Genomic DNA, 19,220 nt, shown 5'->3' with positions numbered 1-19,220 from the left:
GGAGGCGGCGACCGCCTCCCCGCGCCGGAGGTCCCCGGGACGCGGCTGAAGGCCCGGGGGCGCGTGCGCTGACCTCACCGCACCCGGGGCAGGCCCTCCCCGGGTGCGGGCGCGGCGAGGGCGGCGTGCAGGCGGGTGAGGGTGGCGGCGCCGCCGGCCAGGGCGCCGCGTTCGTGCGCGGAGCGGAACGCCGCCGGGCCCAGGGAGGTCCGGAGGGCGGCGGTGATCCGGTCGACGTCGGCGCGTTCGGCGGCGGGCAGCGGGGCGTCCACACCGCGCCGCTCGGCGTCCGCCGCGCCGAGCAGCGCGGCGGCCCCGGCGGGATCGTCCGGGGCGATGGCGCCCGCGAGGCCCTCCAGGGAGAGGGCGAGGGCGCGGGGCTCGCCGAGGGCGCGGGCCACCGCCAGGCCGCGCAGGTGGTGGCCGAGCGCCTCGTGGGGGAGGCCGCGCAGCTCGGCGAGGAAGCCGAGTTCGGCGTGGCGCAGGTGCTCGCCCGCGGGGGAGGACGCCTGGGCGAAGCGGTCACGGAGCCGGGCCAGGTGGTGCTCGGCGCCCGCCAGGTCCCCGGACCTCCGGGCGCCGAGCGCCAGCCCCATCCGCGCGTGGATCTCCGCGTACGCGTACCCCCGTTCGGCGGCCATCGCGAGGGCCTGCCGGTGCAGGTCACGGGCGCGGTCCCAGTCGCGTTCCAGCAGCGCCAGCCGGCCCAGACCGGAGAGCCGGGCGGACACCTCGGCGGTGAGTCCGAGCGCGCGTGCGTCGCGCAGCCCCGCCCGTTGCCGCCCGGCGGCCTCCTCGTACGCGCCCCTGATCTCGGCGAGCGTCGCGAGCGGCGCCACCGTCTGCAACTCGCCCCACCGGTCGCCGACTTCACGGAAGAGCCGGGCACCGCGCTCCCCGTCGCGCCCCAGCCCCGCGAGGTCCCCCCGGTCCAGCGCGAGCCGCGCCCGCAGACTCAGGGCGGCGGCCGTGCCCCAGGCGTCCCCGAGCGCCTCGAACGACCCCAGCGCTTGTTCGTTGACCGCCTCCGCCTCCTCCGGGGCGCCCGCGCTGAACAGGCCGTAGGCGCACAGCCATTGGGCGCGGGCTTGGCGGGCGGTGGAGGCGTCGCCGTCGGCGAGTGGGGCGAGGGTGATGTGGCTGCCCCGGCCCTCGGTGAGGAGGGTGAACGCGTCGTGGAGCAGAGGTAGTTCGGGGTACTGCTGCGTCGACTCCGGGTGTGCTTCGAGCACTGCCCCCAGTGTGCGCCGGGCTTCGGTGAGGCGCCCTCGGAGCAGCCACCACCAGGCGAGCGCCCGGGTGAGCCGAGCGGCGGAGGAGCCGTCGGCGGGGATGCTGCCGGTGGGGACGCTGTCTGTAGGGACACGCAGGGCCGTGTCGAGCGCGGTGCGCAGGTTGCCCGCCTCGGTGTCCAGGCGGTCGAGGTGGGCGCGCTGGTCGGGGCCGCGCAGCTCGGGCTCGGCGCGTTCGGCCAGGTCGAGGTAGTGGGCCAGGTGGCGTACACGTACGGCTTCGGCATCCTCCCTCTCGCCCAGCCGCTCCAGGGCGTAGGCGCCCACGGACTCCAGCAGCCGGTAGCGGGGGCCGGACGGGCCGTTCGCCACCGTCACCAGCGACCGGTCGACGAGCCGCGCGACCAGGTCCCAGACATCCTCCCCGGCGACGCCGTCGCCCGCCGCGACGACGGTGACCGCCGCCAGGTCGCAGCCGTCGCCGAACACGGCGAGGCGGCTCAGCACGACGCGTTCGGGCTCGGTGAGCAGCCCCCAGCTCCAGTCGATCACCGCGCGCAGGGTCTGCTGGCGGGCGGGGGCCCCGCGCCGCCCGCCGTTCAGCACCTGGAAGCGGTCGCGGAGCCGGGCGGCGAGCTCCCGTACCCCCAGCGCGCGTACCCGGGTCGCGGCCAGCTCCAGGGCGAGCGGGATGCCGTCCAGACGGCGGCAGATCTCCTCCACGGCGGTACGGTCCTCCGGGCCGATCGCGCCCGGATCGGAGGGGAAGCCCGGTGCGGAGGCGGCGGCCCGCTCCGTGAACAGCCGGACCGCGTCCGGCGCGTCGAGCGGCTCGACCAACACGACCGTCTCGCCGCTCAGCCCCAGCGGCTCCCGGCTGGTCGCCAGCACCCGCAGACCGGGGGCGGCCGCGAGCAGCCGCGCGGCCAGCTCGGCGGCGGCGTCCACCACCTGCTCGCAGTTGTCCAGGACCAGCAGCCACCGGCGGTCGCGCAGCGCGGTGACCAGCCGCCCGACGGGGGAGGACGCGGTCCCGCCGGGCCCCGCCGTACGGGCGTCGTCCCGCACGCCGAGCACGGTGGCGACGATCTCGGCCAGGTCCGCCGCCGAGCCGGAGCGCACGCCGCCGAACTCCACGAGCCAGGCTTCGTCCGGTGCCGTCGCCCGAGCCGCGGCGACGGCGAGCCGGGTCTTGCCGACCCCGCCGGGCCCGGTGAGCGTCACCTGCCGGGCCGTCCTGAGCGTCTGCCGCACGTGGGAGAGCAGCGCGTCGCGACCGATGAGCGGGGTGAGGGGTGCGGGGAGGTCGCCGGTGGGGAGGTCGCCGGAGGGAGAGGGAGGGGGTGGCGGTGAGGCGGGGGCGTGGTGGAGGAGGGTGGTGTGGAGGGCGGTCAGTTCGGGGCCGGGGTCGACGCCCAGTTCCTCGGCGAGTCGGCCGCGCAGCTCCTCGTACGCGGTGAGGGCTTCGCTCCGGCGGCCGGCGGCGCACAGCGCGCGCAGGCGCAGGGCGTGCAGGGGCTCGCGCAGCGGGTGCGCGGCGGCGAGTTCGGCCAGCTCCCCGGCGAGTGAGGCGTCGCCGCCGACGAGGAGGCGGGCCCGGGCCCGTTCCTCCTGGGCGGCCAGCCGCTCCTCGTCCAGGCGGGCGGCGGCGGGGACGGCGAACCCGGCGTCGGCGAAGTCCGCGTAGGCGGGTCCGCGCCACAGCTCCAGCGCCTCGGTGAGCAGGGCGGCACGGTCGCGGGGGCCGGGTTCGGCGGCGGCCCGTGCCACCAGGGCGCGGAACCGGGAGGCGTCGACCTCGTCCCCCGGGCGCAGGGCAAGGCGGTACCCAGGTGGGCGGCGTACCACTCGATCCTTGCCCAGGACCCCGCGCAGCTGCGAGACCCGCGCCTGGAGGGCGCCGGACGGACGGCCCGGGAGGCGAGTGGTCCAGAGGGCGTCGACGAGGCGGTCCGCCGCGACGGTCTCGCCGTCGTGGGCGAGCAGCAGGGCGAGCAGGGTGCGGACCTTCGCCTCGGGGACCGTGACCTCCTCGCCGTCGTCGTTCCGGACGACGACTGGCCCGAGCACCCCAAACCGCATGCCGGTCAGCTTATCCGCCTGGTGGCGGCGCCACTTGGGGGATGGGTGAGGTGGTCCGCTGACGCCTGCCGCCCAGCCCCGCGTACCCGAAGCGGATCCGAAGGATTCCCGAAGGCCCCTGACGCACAGTCGGGCTCCCGGCCCCCGACCCCGGCCCAGACCGACCGACGGGCCGATCGACCGACTTGGAGCACCCCATGAGCACCGCACAGGACACTTCGGCCTCCGCACCCCCAGAGCCATCGGGCACCGGACCGGCGGCGGAACGGCAGACCCTGCCCCTCCTCCCGCTGCTGGCGCTGGCCACCGCCGTCTTCGTCACCAGCCTCACCGAGACGCTGCCCGCGGGGCTGCTGCCCGCGATGAGCGGCGACCTCGGCGTCAGCGCGGCGGCCACCGGCCAGACGGTGACCGTGTACGCCCTCGGCACCGCCCTGACGGCGATCCCGCTCACGGCGGCGACGGCCGGATGGGGGCGCAAGCGGCTGCTGCTGGTCTCCATGGCCGGATTCGCCGCCGCCAACACCGTCACCGCCGTCTCCTCCTCGTACGGCCTGACGATGGCGGCGCGCTTCGTGGCGGGCGTCGCCGCCGGTCTGGCCTGGGCGCTGCTGGCGGGCTACGCGCGGCGGCTGGCCCCGGAACGGCTCCAGGGCCGCGCGATGGCCGTCGCCATGGCCGGCATCCCGGTCGCGCTCTCGCTGGGCGTGCCCGCCGGGACCTACCTCGGCAGCGTCACCGACTGGCGGATCGCGTTCCTGGCGATGACCGGACTGACCGTGCTGCTCCTGGTGTGGATCGCGGCCGCCGTCCCAGACCGGCCGGGCAGCCGCACCGGCGAACGCCCGGGGATGCTGCGGGCGTCGAAGGTCCCGGGCGTGCCGGCCGTGCTGTTCGTGACGCTGGTCTTCGTCCTGGCCCACACCCTCCTCTACGCGTACGTGGCCGCCTTCCTCGGCGATCTGGGCCTGGGTGACGCCACCGACCTCGTCCTGCTGGAGTTCGGCGCGGCCTCGCTCGTGAGCATCTGGATCGTGGGCGCCCGGATCCACCGGCAGCTACGCCTCCTGATGGTCGCGGGCACGCTGCTGGTGGCCCTGGCAGCCGCGCTGCTGGGCGTCTTCGCCGAACACACCGTCCTCGTCCACCTGGCCGCGGTCCTGTGGGGGCTGGGCTGGGGCGGCGTACCGACCCTGCTCCAGACGGCCGCCGGCGAGGCGGCCGGCGACCGGGCCGACGGCGCGCAGGCCATGCTGGTGACCCTCTGGAACGTCGCGATGGCGGCGGGCGGCGTGATCGGCGGCCTGCTCCTGGACACGGCGGGCAGCGGCGCCTTCCCGTGGACACTGCTCGCCCTGCTCGTACCGGTCCTGGTCGTCGTGCTCCGAGCACGCGTCCACGGATTCCCGCCCGGCCAGGACCGGGCGGGTGCCTGAGCGGGAATCCCCCTCCGAAGCGCTGGGAAAGGATCCACTGCGCCGCGCATGATGGCGGCATGGCGTCGATCATCCCCCTCCTCCCGGCCGAGTTCTGGAGCGTCCGCTACGACGGCGCGCGCTTCCCCGGCGCCGCTGCCGTGGCCGCCCGCCCGGGACTGGCCGCGGGCGCCAACTGCCAGACCTACGCCTACGCGGTGCTCCGACACTTCGGCCTCAACCCGCCCGACCTGCGCTCCTCGGAACTCTGGAGCGACACGGAGACCACGGCCCACGCCCCGGAGGAGCGCCTCCTGGACCTGGTCCTGTTCAATTCCACCGACCGTGCGTACGGCGCCCACGTCGGCGTGTGCGCGGGGGAGGACGCGATCCTCCACCTGTGCGCGGAGGTCGGCCGCCCGGCGGTGTGGGGCCCGGCCGACTTCGCGGCGCGCGAGCGCTACCGCGTCCGGCTCGGCGCCAAGCGGGTAGTGAGGCAAGGTGAGCGGTGTGCGCGTGAGGCGCGTGGCGCATGATCCGGGGTGTTCCGGGGGAGGCGGTTCCTATGGGAGAGAACGGAAACGGGCGACCCGGCTGGACCTTCCTCACCAACCACGCCCGCGTCCTGCTCGCCGTCGCCCGCGATCCCGAGATGCGCCTCCGTGACGTGGCCGCGCGCTGCGGCGTGACCGAACGAACCGTCCAGGCGATCGTCGCGGACCTCGAACGAGGCGGATACCTCGCCCGCGACCGCGCCACCGACGGCCGCCGCAACCGCTACCGCGTCAACCCCGGCGCCCCCTTCCGCCACCCCGCCGAAGCCGGCCACGAGATCGCCGGGCTTCTGGAACTCCTCGCCCGCCAGAGCGACCGCGAACCGGACCGCACCGCTGGTCGTACGTCGGGCGGCTCGTCGGCTGTGGGTGCCGAGGTGGACGCGTAGGACGTGTCACCGGATCCAGGTTTTTGGATCCAATGTTCTGGATCCCGGATCCAACATCCCGGATCCAACATCCCGGATCCAACATCCCGGATCCAACATCCCGGATCCAATATCCGGGATCCCGGATATTGGATCCCGTACGCGGTCAGCTTCGGGCGGCGCGGCGGCGGGCGATGAAGAGGCCGAGGACGATGCCGACGAGGAGCGTCACGGTGAGGACGCACCAGAGGGGGAGCGTGACCGTCGGGATCCAGAGCCGGATGGTGACGGAGCCGGTGTTGGCGGCGATGAACCAGATGGCGAGTGCGGCGACCACGATGAACCCGATGGTCCGCAGCCGCATGTCCCGCCCTTTGACCGTCACGCTCGCCGGCTTGTGCGGCTGTTTCGCGGTGTTCGGGGCCATGAGCCGGTTCCTCTCTCGGGGAAGAGGGATTCCCTCCCCAGTATCGAGTCCCCCGGGACCTCTGTCCCGCTGTACGCCGTCGGACCCGCCGCCGCCTCGGCGCGCGCCGCGTCCCGGGGCGTCGTGGGCACCGGTGTCGGCCTGGTCGAGGCCCGCGACCCCAAAGGCCGCTTCTACCCACTGGGGCTGCCCGATCGTGGCCGCTCTGGAGGCGGGGCCCGGTGCTGGCACGGGTGTGCGTGGTTGTGCGGGGGAAGGCCGTTCGGGGTGAGTTATCCACAGGGTTTCGTCGGCGGGCCGGTGGGGGTGTCCGGGCGGATAGGCTTTTCGGGTGGCCCTCATCGACGCTTCCTCCGACACCTCCTCCTCGCCGAGCCCCGACGGATCCTCCGACGCACTGGAGGTGCTCCACCGGGTCTTCGGCTACAGCTCCTTCCGGGGCGAGCAGCAGGAGATCATCGAGCATGTCGTGGCGGGCGGCGACGCCCTCGTGCTCATGCCGACCGGTGGCGGCAAGTCCCTGTGCTACCAGATCCCGGCGCTGGTGCGGCCCGGCACGGGCGTGGTGATCTCGCCGCTGATCGCGCTCATGCAGGACCAGGTGGACGCGCTCAACGCCCTCGGCGTCCGCGCGGGCTTTCTCAATTCGACCCAGGACCCGTACGAGCGGCAGACCGTCGAGCAGGCGTTCCTCGCCGGAGAGCTCGACCTCCTGTACCTGGCCCCCGAGCGGCTGCGCACGGAGGGCGCCCAGCGGCTGCTCGACCGGGGCACGGTCTCGGTCTTCGCGATCGACGAGGCGCACTGTGTCTCCCAGTGGGGCCACGACTTCCGGCCCGACTACCTCGCGCTCTCCCTGCTCCACGAGCGCTGGCCCAAGGTGCCGCGGATCGCGCTCACCGCGACCGCCACGGAGGCCACGCACGGCGAGATCGCCACGCGCCTCGGCCTGGAAGAGGCCAAGCACTTCGTCGCCAGCTTCGACCGGCCCAACATCCAGTACCGGATCGCGGGCAAGAACAACCCGACCCGCCAGCTCCTCGACCTCATCCGCACCGAGCACGCGGGGGACGCCGGAGTCGTCTACTGCCTCTCGCGCTCCTCCGTGGAGAAGACCGCCGCCTTCCTCGCCGAGAACGGGGTCGACGCCATCCCGTACCATGCGGGCATGGACGGCGCGACGCGCGCCGCGAACCAGGCGAGGTTCCTCCGCGAGGACGGTGTCGTGGTCGTCGCGACCATCGCCTTCGGCATGGGCATCGACAAGCCCGACGTGCGCTTCGTCGCCCACCTCGACCTGCCCAAGTCCGTCGAGGGCTACTACCAGGAGACCGGCCGCGCCGGCCGTGACGGCGAGCCCGCCACGGCATGGCTCGCGTACGGCCTCCAGGACGTCGTCCAGCAGCGCAAGATGATCGACGGTTCCGAGGGCGACGAGACGCACCGGCGCGCCCTGGCCGCCCACCTCGACGCGATGCTCGCCCTGTGCGAGACCGTCGAGTGCCGGCGTGTCCGCCTGCTCGCCTACTTCGGGCAGAAGTCCGAGCCCTGCGGGAACTGCGACACCTGCCTGACCCCCGCCGAGTCCTGGGACGGCACGGTCGCCGCACAGAAGCTGCTCTCCACGGTGTGGCGGCTGGCGCGTGAGCGGCGGCAGAAGTTCGGCGCCGGTCAGATCATCGACATCCTCCAGGGGAAGAAGACGGCCAAGGTCGTCCAGTTCGACCACGACAACCTCTCCGTCTTCGGCATCGGCGCGGACCTCGGCACGGCCGAGTGGCGGGGCGTCGTCCGGCAGCTCCTCGCCCAGGGGCTGATCGCGGTGGAGGGCGACTACGGCACCCTCGTCCTCACCGAAGCCAGCGGCGACGTCCTCGGCGGGCGCCGCGAGGTCCCGATGCGCAAGGAGACCGCCAAGGCCGCGGCGCCCCGCAAGGAGAGCGGCGGCCGCTCCGGGAAGGCTCGCGTCCCCGTCGACCTGCCCGCCGCCGCCGTCCCCGTCTTCGAAGCCCTGCGCGCCTGGCGCGCTGCGACCGCGCGGGAGCAGGGGGTGCCCGCGTACGTCGTCTTCCACGACGCGACCCTGGGCGAGATCGCGACCTCGCTGCCCGGCAGCGTGGCCGAGCTCGGCACGGTCGGAGGCGTCGGCGAGGCCAAGCTCGCGAAGTACGGGGAGGGCGTCCTGGAGGCCCTCTCCGAGTTCGCGGGCGCGGCCGGCGAGACCGCGGCCCCGGCCGCGGCCGAGCCCCCGCCCCGCGCGGCGGCCAAGGAGGCGGACCAGCGGGCGGCCCGCTCCGTCAGCACCCCGCCGACACCCCCCGCACACACGTCCGCCCAGACACCCCGCCCGGCGGCGCCGGAGAGCGAGCCGCTCTTCTTCGGCGAGGACGAGACGGAACCGGCCTGGGACGAGTGGGAGTAACGGACCTGGGACCTGCCTGCCCCTCCCTGCCGGACCTGGCCGCCCGGCTCGCACTCTCCCGTAGCCCTTCGGGCACGGAGGTGCCCCCACGCTGCAAGGCCGAGCCGCCCGAGTAGCCCCGCTACGAGGGCGGCCCGGGCGCTTGGCGCGGCCCGGGCGCTTGGCGCGGCCCGGGCGCTTGGCGCGGCCCGGGCGCTTGGCGCGGCCCGGGCGCTTGGCGCGGCCCGGGCGCTTGGCGCGGATGGGCAGACAGGCGGGTGAGCCCTGGCCGGACGCCGTCCGGCCAGGGCCCGGGGCTTACGGTGCCGCCGCCTCCGAGGCGGCGGGGGCCTTGCCCGGCTCCGGCTCCCCCTGCGGCCTCTGCCCCTGTCCGGGCTCGGGCTTCGACTCCAGGCCCTGCACCTTCTCCGCCTCCGCCTCCGTCTCCGCGTTCCCCTCCGCGCCCCGCTTCGAGTCCGCGACCGGGTGGTCCAGCCGGGTGAGGTTTCGGATGGCGGGGACGCAGAGCATGGCGGCTAGGAGGAGGAAGGAGATCGCCGAGGAGAAGAGCAGGACGCGGTCGGCGCCGTAGGACTCCGCTACCGGGCCCGCCAGGGCGCGGCCCAGGGGGATGACCATGATCGAGCCGGCGATGTCGTATGCCGAGACTCGGCTCAGGACCGCGAGCGGGATGTGCGACTGCACGCTGGTCGCCCACATCACGCCCCAGAAGGCGAAGCCGCAGCCCGCGACCACGCCGGTGGCGGCGGTGAGGGTGAAGTTCCAGCCGAGTGCCGGGGCCAGCGGGTTGAGGGCGAAGAAGAACATCGCGCACACGCCCGCCACCAGCGGCCGGCGCGGGCGCACCCGCATGCCGAGCAGACCGCCGATGATCGTGCCCAGTCCGTCGGCCGAGGCGATCCAGCCGTACCCGGTGGCGCCGTGCTGCTCCGTGAGGAGCGCCGCGCTCAGGGGCAGTGCCGGGCCGAAGACGAAGAGGCCGTACACCGCCCACAGGGAGATGACGCCCCACAGCCAGGAACGGGACCGGAACTCGTGCCAGCCGGTGGCGAGCCGCCGCCACATCGGATCGTCGCTCTCGTCCCGTTCGGACGCGAGCCCCCGCAGCGGCAGCAGCCCGCCGGCGCTGACGGCGTAGGCCACCGCGATCACCACGAACGAACCGGCGAGGTCCCCGTACGCCACCAGGAAACCGGCCAGACCGGGGCCGATGAGGGTGGCCATCGACTCGGAGATTCTCAGCAGCGCGTTGGCCCGCTGGATGTCCTCGGCGACCCGTGGGACGAGACCGGCGAGCCCCGGCTGGAACATGGCCGTCGCGGCGCCGCTCACTCCCATCAGGACCATGATCTGCCAGAGCCGTACCCCGCCCCCCGCGAACACGGCGGCCATCACCAGCATCGCCACCACCCGGACCGCGTCCGCGCCGACCATCATCACCTGCGGGGTGAAGCGGTCGGCCAGCACACCGCCGAAGAGGATGAGCACCACGATCGGCGCCATCCAGGCGGCGAGCGCGTAGCCCACGCCGGTGGCGCCGAAGCCGGCGGCGAGGACCGAGGTGGTCATGGTGACCATCAGCATGCCGTCGGCCAGCAGCGAGGCGCTGCGCGCGGTGAAGAAGAGCCGGAAGCGACGCGACCCCCACGGGCTGGGCAGCGGCGGCAACGGCCCCGATCCGGGCGCCGCTACGGCGGTGTCATCGGTGGTCATGTGGCATCTCCCGGCTCCGGCCGGTCCCTTCCCTCAGAATCCGCTGCCCCGCCGCGGGCTGCCGCGGCGGGCCCTCGACGAACACGTACCGGTGCGGGGCCAGGACCCCGGGCCGCCCCGGCAGCACGCCCATCACCGCGGCGTGCGCCTGATGAGGCGTCAAATCGTCCTCAGGGCAATCACTTTGCTCCGCCTCTATGTACGCGGTGAGCCTGCGGTCGCCCCCTGCGCCCTCCTCCACCACGACCTCGACCGGCCGCCCGTCCAGCGCCTCGGCCACGGCGGTCGCGACGGCGGTGGGGGAGACCCAGCAGCCGTCCACCCGGGTCCACTCCGGCCCGCGCGCCACCGGCCGCACCCCCGTCACCTCGGTGAGCGGGCCGGGCGTGTCGAGCGGGATGTCGGCCTCGGCGACGGCCTCCAGGAGCCGTACCAGGCCGGTGACCAGTTCCTCGGCGGCCGGGCGGGGGAACAGCACGGGGTCGGCCCAGGTCGCGAGGCGGAGCACCGGCTCCGTCTCGTACACGAAGGTCAGCAGCCGCGTCGGCAGCGAGTGGCCGTCGCCCCAGCTGAGTTCGAGCTCGGGGGCGTTCTCGTCGGGGGCGACCGCGGCGGCGAGCTTGCTCGGCATGGCGCTGATGTCGTTGAAGACCGCGTCGCGCGCGAACTGGCTGCCCCGCTCGGTGGTGACCCGGCCGATCAGCTCCCAGAGTTCGACGGCGTCGAAGCGGCTGTGGCGGTACGCGTTGATCGCCGCGCCCCACGCCTTGGCGAGCACCGCGTCGAACGACGGCGCGCGGACGTCGAGGTCGAGCAGGGCGTCCTGGGAGAGGGTGCTCACCGAGCGGGCGAGCTTCGGCAGGAAGCGGTTCGAGGTGGGCACCGCCGCGACGCAGACGGACTGGCCCGCCCGGTGGGCGGCGAGCACGCACCAGGCGGTCAGCAGCACCGTGCTGGGGAGTGCGCCGGTACGCCGCGCGGCGGCGGCCAGCGCCCGTGCGCCGCGCGCCGAGCGGAGGGTGAGGCCCAGCGTGTCCTTCTCGGTGCCGGCGGCGCCGTCCTCGGCGAACATCGCCTGCGGCCCGGTGCGCAGGATGTGTTCCCAACGGGCCAGGGTGGCGGCCGACTTGCGCCGTCCGGACGGGCTGTGTTCCTCGGCGGCGAGGTCGAGCGGGGTGAGCGCGGTGACCGGAGGCAGCGTCTCGCCCGCGAGGAGGGCGAGCCACTCGTCGCGGAGGACCCCGAGGGCGCCGCCGTCGGTGACGGCGTGGCTGGCGGCGAGGGCGACGCGGACCGGCCGGCCGGCGCGGGCGATGATCCGCAGCCGCAGCGGGAAGTCGAGATCGAGGCGGAAGCGGGTGTCGAGGGCGGAGCGGGCCACCGCCTCGGCGTACGCGTCGGTGTCCTCGGGGAGTTCGTCGTGGTCGAGGACGGTGACGGTGAAGGAGCCGGCGGGGGCCACGACCTGCTCGGCGGGGGCGGCGGCGCTGCCCGCCTCGTACGGGAACGTGGTGCGCAGGGCCTCGTGGCGCGCCGCGAGTTCCGCGAGCGCGCCGAGGGCGCGGTCCATTCCGGTGTCGTCGGGGACCGGCCACACGTCGTGGATGTTGATGGTCCTGGGCTCGTCCCGGAGGATGCAGCGGATCATGTTCGCCTGGCCCATGGTGACGGGACCCCGGCGTGCGCCGCCGCCCGCGTAACGCACGGTGAGGGTACGGGCCCCGGTGAGGCCGTCGGCGGAGGGGGCGGCCATCACGGCGTCACGGCCGGTGCGGGCGCGGTCCGGGGTCTGGGACGGGGGTTCTCGGTGGTGCGAGGTGGGGTCACGGCGGTGCCTTTCGCGTGCGCGGTCAGGGAGCCCCAGGCGTCGACGAGCAGGGCGAAGTCCTCCATGTCGGTGCGGGCTTCGGCGAGGAGCCGTTCGCGCCGCTCGGCGAAGAGGGCGGCGGCGGTCGCGTACCGGCCGCCGAGGGAGCGGTAGCGGCGGTCCAGGACGTCGAGCCGGGCCGCGTTGCCCGCGGGGTCGATGAGGGTGCTCTCGCGGAGGAGGGCGGCGACGGGGGCGGGCCGCACCCGCCCCGTGGGGTCGAGGAGCGTGTCGCCCGCCGCGGCGAGGCCCGCGTACACCGTCTCCAGGTGGGCGGTGGCGAGCAGGTACTTGGCGAAGCGGAGCTGGTACGCGAGGAAGCCCTCGTCCGAACGGCGTTCGCCCGTGTAGTAGTTGACGATGTGCCGGTTGTGCAGGACGCCGGGCAGCCGGGCGCTCTGCACCAGGTGCAGGAGGAAGTAGTCGGTGCCGATGGTGTCGGTGGCGGGCGGCAGCGGGACCCGGCCGTAGACCTCGCGGCCGAGCGCGACGTTGCACATGTCGACGCGGGTCGGGCTGACCAGCGTCAGTGTGGTGAGGTCGGTGGTGAACGGGGTGGTGCCGGCGCCACGGAACGCCTCGTCGATCAGGTTCCGGCGCCAGATCTCCGGGTAGCCGGAGGGCACGGACAGGCCGACGATCTCGCGGTACGCCTCCGGGTCCAGGGCGCGGATCTCGGCGACGTCCACGGAGAGTTCGCCGATGAAGGAGGCCCCGGCGAGGGCGACGGTCCGGTCCGCGCAGCCCGGGTCGAGCCGGCTGCGGGTGACCGCGCCCGCCACGTCCGAGGCCCGTCGCCCGAGGGCGGTGAGCTCGTGGTGGATCGGGAAGACGGGTGTGCCGTCGCGGAGTTGGTAGCGGCTGTCGGAGTCGCGGCGGTGCACCGAGGCGCAGCCCAGCGCCTCGGCCAGCAGGAAGGCGCGGTTGGTGCAGGCGCCGTACGACACCCCGGCCGGGAGCATCAGGTCGAGCAGCCGGTCCGCTCCGAAGAGCCCCGAGGCGGCGAGGACCTCGCGGAGGAAGGCGCGCTGCCGGTCCTCGTCGAGGTGGTGGACGACGACGCCGGGCGCCGGTGCCAGGGCGGCGACCGCGGCCCGGTGGGCGGTGAGGTCGGCGGGCGGCGAGGAGTCGAGTATCAGCAGGTGAACCTCGACGCCGAACTCCCGCGCCCCGTAGGCCGCTTCTTCGGCGACCGCCGCGATCGTCTCCGTACAGGCGCGGTTCGTGGGAAGGGTCAGGCAGACGCGGCGCACGCGGGCTCCCCGGTCGGCGCGGCCGAGGGCTCCGCGGCGCCGGCGGCGTCCTCGTGCCAGGAGGTGAGTCCCAGCAACCGGGAGCCGAGCGGGGTGAGTTCGGCGGTCGGGTAGCGCTGGGACTCGTGCAGCACGGGGTCGCCGACGAGGGTGCGGTTCCAGCGCGGGGTGCGCAGGTGGCGCCAGGACTCGACGCGGGAGTGGCGCAGTTTCGCGTGCTCCTCCAGGGCGGGCATCATCGACAGGTACTGCACCGCGCGGACCCCGTCCCGGGAGGCGTTGCGGGCCACGCCGTGGGCGAGCAGCCCGTTCCAGATCAGCAGGTCGCCGGGGCGCAGGTCGGGGCGGACGACGGGGTACTCGGCGCGGTCCAGGTCGGGGCGGATCGGGTCGCGGCCCTCGGGCTGGGCGAGCTTCCACTCCTCGAAGCGGCGGAAGAGCTCGGGGTCGCACTGGAAGCCGCCGGTCTCGGGGCTCGTGTCGTTGAGCGCGATGATGCCCTGGACGCGCTGCGGCGGCACCCCGAGGGTGGTGTCGATGTCCCAGTGCAGCTCGATGTCGAAGCCCCGGTCGGTGCGTTCGATCAGGGCGCGGTCGCGGTTGCGGACGTTGGGCGGGTTGAGGTTGAGCCGGTCGAGGGTGACCCACAGCTCCTCGCAGTCCCAGACGTCGACGAACGCGTCGTAGACCCGCTGGGACTGGCGGCTGTCCCAGAGCAGCTGGTGGTGGTACGCCTCGACGAAGCCGTAGATGTGCAGCTGCTGGTCCAACTCGGAGCGGAACGGCCGGTCCTCGTACCAGCTCTCCGGCCGCTGCGGGTCGAGCCCCTGGAAGTCCCAGGTGAAGTCGAGGAGTTCACGGGCCGCCTCGGCCGGGATCGCCTCGCGCACGATGACGTAGCCGTACGTCTGCCAGTGAGCGAAGTCCGCCTCGGAGAGCACCCGCAGCGGCCGGGTCTTCTTCAGCTCCCGCAGGGTCGTCGCGGCGAGGTACGACTCGCCGTCGACGCTGAAGTACGGGCGCTCGCCGGCGGCCCGGTGCAGATACGGGGCGCGCGGGCGGCGCGGGGCGGGTGCGAGTGTGGCGGCTACCGCGGGCTGCGCGGGTGTCGTCGTCAAGGGTCCCTCCAGGCGGGAGTCGGGCGGCGTGCGGGCTCGGGGGTGCGGGGCACGGCGGGACGGGGCGCGGCGGTACGGAGGCGGCGGGACGCGGGGGGCGGTGCGCGGCGGTACGGGGGCGCGGACCTTGCGACGGTGGAGGAACCGCGGGGGGACGAGGGACAGAATTGGTGTAGACCAACGTCGGTGTCAAGTGACTCGTCGGTATGCCACGCGTGTCGGCCAATCGGCCGAAACGGGCCCCTGATCAGGCATGTTGGGTGGCCAACTTTGGTCTAGACAACCATCGGCGGCCTGGCCTACTGTCCCCCTTGCGCAGAGCCGGAACCGACCGCCCGGTCGAACCCGGCGCGACCGCTGCGCCCCGGTCGACGGCGACCGACGAGCGAGGCCCTGCCCGCCGCCCCGCCCCCCTGCCTCCCCGCCGACACCGATACGGGGCCGGGGACGGGCCGCGCCCGCACGACCGACGCCCTTGACCGACCACCCACGCCGAGAGGGAACGGTTCCATGAGCACACCCAGCGCCACGACCCCGCCCGTCGCCGGCCTCAAGAGCCCCGGCCCGGGCCTGATCACGCTGGACCCGGTGCACACCGCCCTGCTGCGCGGCCTCGACACCCTGCTCACCGGACTCGCCGCCCGGCTCTCCGCCCCAGAGGTCACCGGCCCGCCGCTGCTCGCCGCCGACGGACTCGCCCGCCTCGACTACTTCCGCAACTTCCCCCATCTCGGCGTCTCCGCCGGGCGGTTCACCCCCGACGCCTACGACGGCCTCGCCGCCGGTCAGACCCCCGGCGACCGGCCCCTCGAACCCACCGGCTACCTCCTGCCCTCCGCGACCTGCTACGGGCTGCTGCTCTCCCTGGAGGGCGCCGACGTCGGCGAGGACGGCCTGCGGATCTCCGCCGCCGGCCGCTGCTTCCGCAACGAGACCCACTACGACGGACTGCGCCGCCTCTGGGGCTTCCACATGCGCGAGGTCGTCTACCTCGGCACCAAGGAAGGCGCCCTCGAACACCTGGAGCGCGGCGGCGAGTTCATCCAGGAGACCGCAGGACTCCTCGGCCTCGATCTGACCCGCGCCACCGCCGACGACCCCTTCTACGACAAGGGCGGCTCCCGGGCCCGGCTGATGGCCCTCGACCCCGTCAAGCACGAGTACAGCGCGCCCGACGGCACCGCCATCGCCTCCGTCAACCGCCACCGCAACTTCTTCGGCGAGCGCCTCGACATCCGGGCCGGCAGCCACGGCCCCGCCTACAGCGCCTGCGTCGCCTTCGGCGTCGAGCGCTGGGTGCACGCCCTGCTCCAGGCCCACGGCACCCCCGAGCGGGCCCTCGACCACCTCCAGAACACCACCGCCTGACGAGCCGTCACGATCGCCGTCACGATCACCGACATCCGCACCGTCACGGACAACCCCGCAACCCCGCAAGGAGTGGAGAACCGCACCATGGAACGTGTCGCCGCCTGGATCCAGGAGAAGAACCCCGGCCTCGACGGGCCGATCGACGCCGACGAGGACCTCATCGAGGCCCGGCTCATCGACTCCATGGACTTCCTGGAGTTCATCGACCTCCTGGAGGACATCTCCGGTACGTCGATCGACCTCCAGGAGGTCACCATCGACGACTTCCGCACCCTCGCCCGCGTCCGGGACCGCTTCCTCGCCCCCACCGGGTGACCTCCGGTGCCTTCGCCGTCGTGGCGACCACCCGGGAGGTCCTGGACACCCCCGGCCTCGGGCCGCACCTCCTCGCCTCCTGGGAACTCCGCCGCCTCGAAGCGATCCGCGTCCCGGCCCGCAAGGACGACGTCCTGGCCGCCCGCCTCCTGCTCCGCCTCTGCGCCGCCCGCGTCACCGGCGGCTCCCCGGCCGCGACCCGCCTCGCCCAGCGCTGCCCGGACTGCGGGCAGGACGGCCACGGCCGCCCGTACCTCCCCGCCCACCCCGGCCTCGGCATCAGCCTGAGCCACTCCGACGGCCTGGTCGCGGCCGCGGCCGCCCCGGGCCCGGTGGGCGTCGACGTGGAACCGGCCGCCCGCCGCCCCGGCCCCCTCCCGGTCCTCCGCCGCGTCCTCCCCGCGGCCGACCTGGAGGAGGCCATTGCGGCCCGCCCCGACCCCGGCCCCGCACTGCTGCGGGCCTGGGTCCGCGCGGAAGCCCGCTTCAAGGCGGGCCCGCCGCCCCCGGAGGCCGTACACCCCGTCACGGTTCAGGAGTGGACGGACCGCCACCGCGCGGCCGTCGCGGCGGTGGCGGCCACCGTCCCCCCGTCCGTCCTCCCGCCGGCGGCGCTCCTCGGAGCGCCCGGGCGGTGACCCTCGGGCGGCGATGAGGGAAGGGGTGTCAGGCCCCCACGTACTGCGCCAGGTGCTCGCCCGTGAGGGTCGAGCGGGCGGCGACCAGGTCGGCGGGGGTGCCCTCGAAGACGATCTGGCCGCCGTCGTGGCCCGCGCCGGGGCCGAGGTCGACGATCCAGTCGGCGTGCGCCATCACGGCCTGGTGGTGCTCGACCACGATGACCGACTTGCCGGAGTCGACGAGACGGTCGAGCAGCCCGAGGAGCTGCTCCACGTCGGCGAGGTGGAGACCGGTGGTCGGCTCGTCGAGCACGTACACACCGCCCTTGTCGCCCATGTGCGTGGCCAGCTTCAGCCGCTGCCGCTCGCCGCCGGAGAGCGTGGTGAGCGGCTGGCCGAGGGTGAGGTAGCCCAGGCCGACGTCCACGAGCCGCTCCAGGATCCGGTGCGCCGCCGGCGTACGCGCCTCGCCCGCGCCGAAGTACTCCTCCGCCTCGGACACCGACATCGCCAGGACCTCGCTGATGTCCCGGCCGCCGAGCTTGTACTCCAGCACCGAGGCCATGTACCGCCGGCCCTCGCACTCCTCGCAGGTGGTGGCCACGCCCGCCATCATCGCCAGGTCGGTGTACGTGACGCCGGCGCCGTTGCACGTCGGGCAGGCGCCCTCCGAATTGGCGCTGAACAGCGCCGGCTTGACGCCGTTGGCCTTGGCGAACGCCTTGCGGATCGGTTCCAGCAGACCGGTGTACGTCGCGGGGTTGCTGCGCCGCGAGCCGCGGATCGGGGTCTGGTCGACCGAGACCACCCCGGCGTCCGCCGGGATCGAGCCGTGCACGAGCGAGCTCTTGCCGGAACCGGCGACACCGGTGATCACGGCGAGCACGCCGAGCGGCAGGTCGACGTCCACCTTCCGCAGGTTGTTGGCGGTCGCGCCACGGATCGGCAGAGCGCCGGTCGGCGTCCGTACCTCGTCCTTCACGGAGGCGCGGTCGTCCAGGTGCCGGCCGGTCACGGTGTCGCTGCCGCGCAGCCCGTCGAGCGTCCCCTCGTAGGAGATCGTCCCGCCGCCGACGCCGGCGCCGGGCCCGAGGTCCACCACGTGGTCCGCGATGGCGATCGTCTCCGGCTTGTGCTCCACGACGAGGACCGTGTTGCCCTTGTCCCGCAGCCGCAGCAGGAGTTCGTTCATCCGCTGGATGTCGTGCGGGTGCAGACCGGCGGTCGGCTCGTCGAAGACGTACGTGACGTCGGTGAGCGAGGAGCCGAGGTGCCGGATCATCTTCACGCGCTGCGCCTCGCCGCCCGACAGGGTGCCGGCCGGACGGTCGAGGGCGAGGTAGCCGAGGCCGATCTCCACGAACGAGTCCAGCGTCTGGCACAGCGACTCCAGCAGCGGAGCCACCGACGGGTCCTTCAACTTGCCCACCCACGCGGCGAGATCACTGATCTGCATGGCGCAGGCGTCGGCGATGCTGATGCCCTTGATCTTCGAGGAGCGGGCCCCCTCGTTGAGCCGGGTGCCGTCGCACTCCGGACAGACCTGCGTGGTCGTCGCCCGCTCGACGAAGGCCCGGATGTGCGGCTGGAGCGACTCGACGTCCTTGGCCAGGAAGGACTTCTGGAGCTTGGGGATCAGACCCTCGTACGTGACGTTGATGCCCTCGACCTTGATCCGGGTGGCGGGCTTGTGGAGGAACGCCTCCAACTCCCGCTTGGTGTACTTCCGGATCGGCTTGGCCGGGTCGAGGAAGCCGGAGTGGCGGTAGATCCGGCCGTACCAACTGTCCGCCGTGTAGCCGGGGATGGTCAGCGCGCCCTCGTCGAGCGACTTGGTGTCGTCGTACAGCTGCGCGAGGTCGATGTCGGAGACCCGTCCCCGGCCCTCGCACCGGGGGCACATGCCGCCGGTGACGGAGAAGCTGGCCTTCTCCTTCACGGTCCGCCCGCCGCGCTCGACGGTGATCGCCCCGGCGCCGCTCACGGAGGGGACGTTGAAGGAGAAGGCGCGCGAGGAGCCGATGTGCGGGGTGCCGAGCCGGCTGAAGAGGATGCGCAGCATCGCGTTGGCGTCGGTGGCGGTGCCGACGGTGGAGCGCGGGTCGGCGCCCATCCGCTGCTGGTCGACGATGATCGCGGTCGTCAGACCGTCGAGCACGTCGACGTCCGGCCGCGCGAGCGTCGGCATGAATCCCTGGACGAAGGCGCTGTACGTCTCGTTGATCAGCCGCTGCGACTCGGCGGCGATCGTGTCGAAGACGAGCGAGCTCTTGCCGGAGCCGGAGACCCCGGTGAAGACCGTCAGCCGCCGCTTGGGGATCTCGACGCTGACGTCCTTGAGGTTGTTCTCCCGTGCGCCGAACACGCGGATCATCTCGTGACTGTCGGCGATGTGCGAGGCGGACGACGTGGTGTCGCGCCGCTTGGCCGTGCTCAAAGGTTTCTCCCTCGTCAGGGCGGGCC

Annotated in this window: 14 protein-coding genes; 7 read left to right on the top strand and 7 right to left on the bottom strand. The window is 74.0% G+C overall.

Going from position 1 to position 19,220, the window contains the following annotated elements:
• Positions 1 to 74: 74 nt before the first annotated feature.
• Positions 75 to 3,314: a BTAD domain-containing putative transcriptional regulator gene (locus ACFXMG_RS32770; protein ID WP_383830208.1), complete on the bottom strand. Its 3,240-nt coding sequence runs from the start codon at positions 3,312 to 3,314 to the stop codon at positions 75 to 77.
• A 197-nt stretch (positions 3,315 to 3,511) separates the two neighbouring features.
• Between ACFXMG_RS32770 and ACFXMG_RS32765 the strand changes: the two genes are divergently transcribed.
• Genes ACFXMG_RS32765 through ACFXMG_RS32755 form a run of 3 tightly spaced genes read left to right on the top strand, consistent with a single transcriptional unit; the run spans position 3,512 to position 5,672 of the window.
• Entirely contained in the window at positions 3,512 to 4,750 is a 1,239-nt protein-coding gene (locus tag ACFXMG_RS32765; protein ID WP_383830211.1) for an MFS transporter, read from the top strand.
• 59 nt (positions 4,751 to 4,809) lie between these two features.
• Positions 4,810 to 5,265 (top strand): hydrolase, encoded by a 456-nt coding sequence (locus ACFXMG_RS32760; protein ID WP_383830214.1) that lies wholly within the window; start codon positions 4,810 to 4,812, stop codon positions 5,263 to 5,265.
• A gap of 29 nt (positions 5,266 to 5,294) precedes the next feature.
• Complete coding sequence (locus ACFXMG_RS32755; protein WP_383830217.1) at positions 5,295 to 5,672, top strand: helix-turn-helix transcriptional regulator; 378 nt, start codon at positions 5,295 to 5,297, stop codon at positions 5,670 to 5,672.
• A gap of 145 nt (positions 5,673 to 5,817) precedes the next feature.
• Here the strand turns inward: ACFXMG_RS32755 and ACFXMG_RS32750 are convergent, their stop codons facing one another.
• Positions 5,818 to 6,078 carry a lipopolysaccharide assembly protein LapA domain-containing protein gene (locus tag ACFXMG_RS32750; protein ID WP_383830220.1) on the bottom strand — a complete coding sequence of 87 codons (261 nt, stop codon included), beginning with the start codon at positions 6,076 to 6,078 and terminating at the stop codon, positions 5,818 to 5,820.
• 331 nt (positions 6,079 to 6,409) lie between these two features.
• Here ACFXMG_RS32750 and recQ point away from each other — a divergent pair, with 331 nt between their 5' ends.
• A complete protein-coding gene (gene recQ / locus ACFXMG_RS32745; protein ID WP_383830223.1) occupies positions 6,410 to 8,500 on the top strand; it encodes a DNA helicase RecQ in 2,091 nt (696 codons plus the stop codon).
• A 297-nt stretch (positions 8,501 to 8,797) separates the two neighbouring features.
• On the opposite strand, the gene ACFXMG_RS32740 is transcribed toward recQ, so the two are convergent.
• Genes ACFXMG_RS32740 through ACFXMG_RS32725 form a run of 4 tightly spaced genes read right to left on the bottom strand, consistent with a single transcriptional unit; the run spans position 8,798 to position 14,451 of the window.
• Positions 8,798 to 10,213, bottom strand: a complete 1,416-nt coding sequence (locus ACFXMG_RS32740; protein WP_383825054.1) for an MFS transporter — start codon at positions 10,211 to 10,213, stop codon at positions 8,798 to 8,800.
• Positions 10,200 to 11,966, bottom strand: coding sequence for a condensation domain-containing protein (locus tag ACFXMG_RS32735; protein ID WP_383825057.1), 1,767 nt, complete (start codon positions 11,964 to 11,966; stop codon positions 10,200 to 10,202). The genes ACFXMG_RS32740 and ACFXMG_RS32735 overlap by 14 nt, the downstream gene beginning before the upstream one ends.
• Positions 11,966 to 13,333, bottom strand: a complete 1,368-nt coding sequence (locus ACFXMG_RS32730) for a DUF6271 family protein (protein WP_383825060.1) — start codon at positions 13,331 to 13,333, stop codon at positions 11,966 to 11,968. The genes ACFXMG_RS32735 and ACFXMG_RS32730 overlap by 1 nt, the downstream gene beginning before the upstream one ends.
• On the bottom strand, positions 13,315 to 14,451 hold the full coding sequence (locus ACFXMG_RS32725; protein WP_383825063.1) for a phytanoyl-CoA dioxygenase family protein: 1,137 nt from the start codon (positions 14,449 to 14,451) through the stop codon (positions 13,315 to 13,317). The genes ACFXMG_RS32730 and ACFXMG_RS32725 overlap by 19 nt, the downstream gene beginning before the upstream one ends.
• A gap of 510 nt (positions 14,452 to 14,961) precedes the next feature.
• Between ACFXMG_RS32725 and ACFXMG_RS32720 the strand changes: the two genes are divergently transcribed.
• The 3 genes from ACFXMG_RS32720 to ACFXMG_RS32710 all read left to right on the top strand — a co-directional run bounded on the left by ACFXMG_RS32720 (position 14,962) and on the right by ACFXMG_RS32710 (position 16,775).
• Positions 14,962 to 15,819: a hypothetical protein gene (locus ACFXMG_RS32720; protein ID WP_383825065.1), complete on the top strand. Its 858-nt coding sequence runs from the start codon at positions 14,962 to 14,964 to the stop codon at positions 15,817 to 15,819.
• An 87-nt stretch (positions 15,820 to 15,906) separates the two neighbouring features.
• Complete coding sequence (locus tag ACFXMG_RS32715; RefSeq protein WP_383825068.1) at positions 15,907 to 16,137, top strand: acyl carrier protein; 231 nt, start codon at positions 15,907 to 15,909, stop codon at positions 16,135 to 16,137.
• A 20-nt stretch (positions 16,138 to 16,157) separates the two neighbouring features.
• Positions 16,158 to 16,775: a 4-phosphopantetheinyl transferase gene (locus ACFXMG_RS32710; RefSeq protein ID WP_383825071.1), complete on the top strand. Its 618-nt coding sequence runs from the start codon at positions 16,158 to 16,160 to the stop codon at positions 16,773 to 16,775.
• Positions 16,776 to 16,803: 28 nt separating this feature from the next.
• Here ACFXMG_RS32710 and ACFXMG_RS32705 read toward each other — a convergent pair whose 3' ends face one another.
• On the bottom strand, positions 16,804 to 19,194 hold the full coding sequence (locus tag ACFXMG_RS32705) for an ATP-binding cassette domain-containing protein (protein WP_383825074.1): 2,391 nt from the start codon (positions 19,192 to 19,194) through the stop codon (positions 16,804 to 16,806).
• Positions 19,195 to 19,220 lie beyond the last annotated feature (26 nt).

Origin of the sequence: Streptomyces sp. NPDC059201, assembly GCF_042754585.1 — a bacterium.
Lineage (GTDB): Bacteria > Actinomycetota > Actinomycetes > Streptomycetales > Streptomycetaceae > Streptomyces.
This window is presented reverse-complemented; position numbering and strand designations above follow the sequence as displayed.

What these genes read in the sequence shown, in the direction of transcription:
- ACFXMG_RS32755 (WP_383830217.1), top strand. Translation starts at nt 5,295, where the DNA reads ATGGGAGAGAACGGAAACGGGCGACCCGGCTGGACCTTCCTCACCAAC.
- ACFXMG_RS32760 (WP_383830214.1), top strand. Translation starts at nt 4,810, where the DNA reads ATGGCGTCGATCATCCCCCTCCTCCCGGCCGAGTTCTGGAGCGTCCGC.
- ACFXMG_RS32765 (WP_383830211.1), top strand. Translation starts at nt 3,512, where the DNA reads ATGAGCACCGCACAGGACACTTCGGCCTCCGCACCCCCAGAGCCATCG.
- ACFXMG_RS32720 (WP_383825065.1), top strand. Translation starts at nt 14,962, where the DNA reads ATGAGCACACCCAGCGCCACGACCCCGCCCGTCGCCGGCCTCAAGAGC.
- ACFXMG_RS32770 (WP_383830208.1), bottom strand. Translation starts at nt 3,314, where the DNA reads ATGCGGTTTGGGGTGCTCGGGCCAGTCGTCGTCCGGAACGACGACGGC.
- ACFXMG_RS32735 (WP_383825057.1), bottom strand. Translation starts at nt 11,966, where the DNA reads ATGGCCGCCCCCTCCGCCGACGGCCTCACCGGGGCCCGTACCCTCACC.
- ACFXMG_RS32715 (WP_383825068.1), top strand. Translation starts at nt 15,907, where the DNA reads ATGGAACGTGTCGCCGCCTGGATCCAGGAGAAGAACCCCGGCCTCGAC.
- ACFXMG_RS32740 (WP_383825054.1), bottom strand. Translation starts at nt 10,213, where the DNA reads ATGACCACCGATGACACCGCCGTAGCGGCGCCCGGATCGGGGCCGTTG.
- ACFXMG_RS32750 (WP_383830220.1), bottom strand. Translation starts at nt 6,078, where the DNA reads ATGGCCCCGAACACCGCGAAACAGCCGCACAAGCCGGCGAGCGTGACG.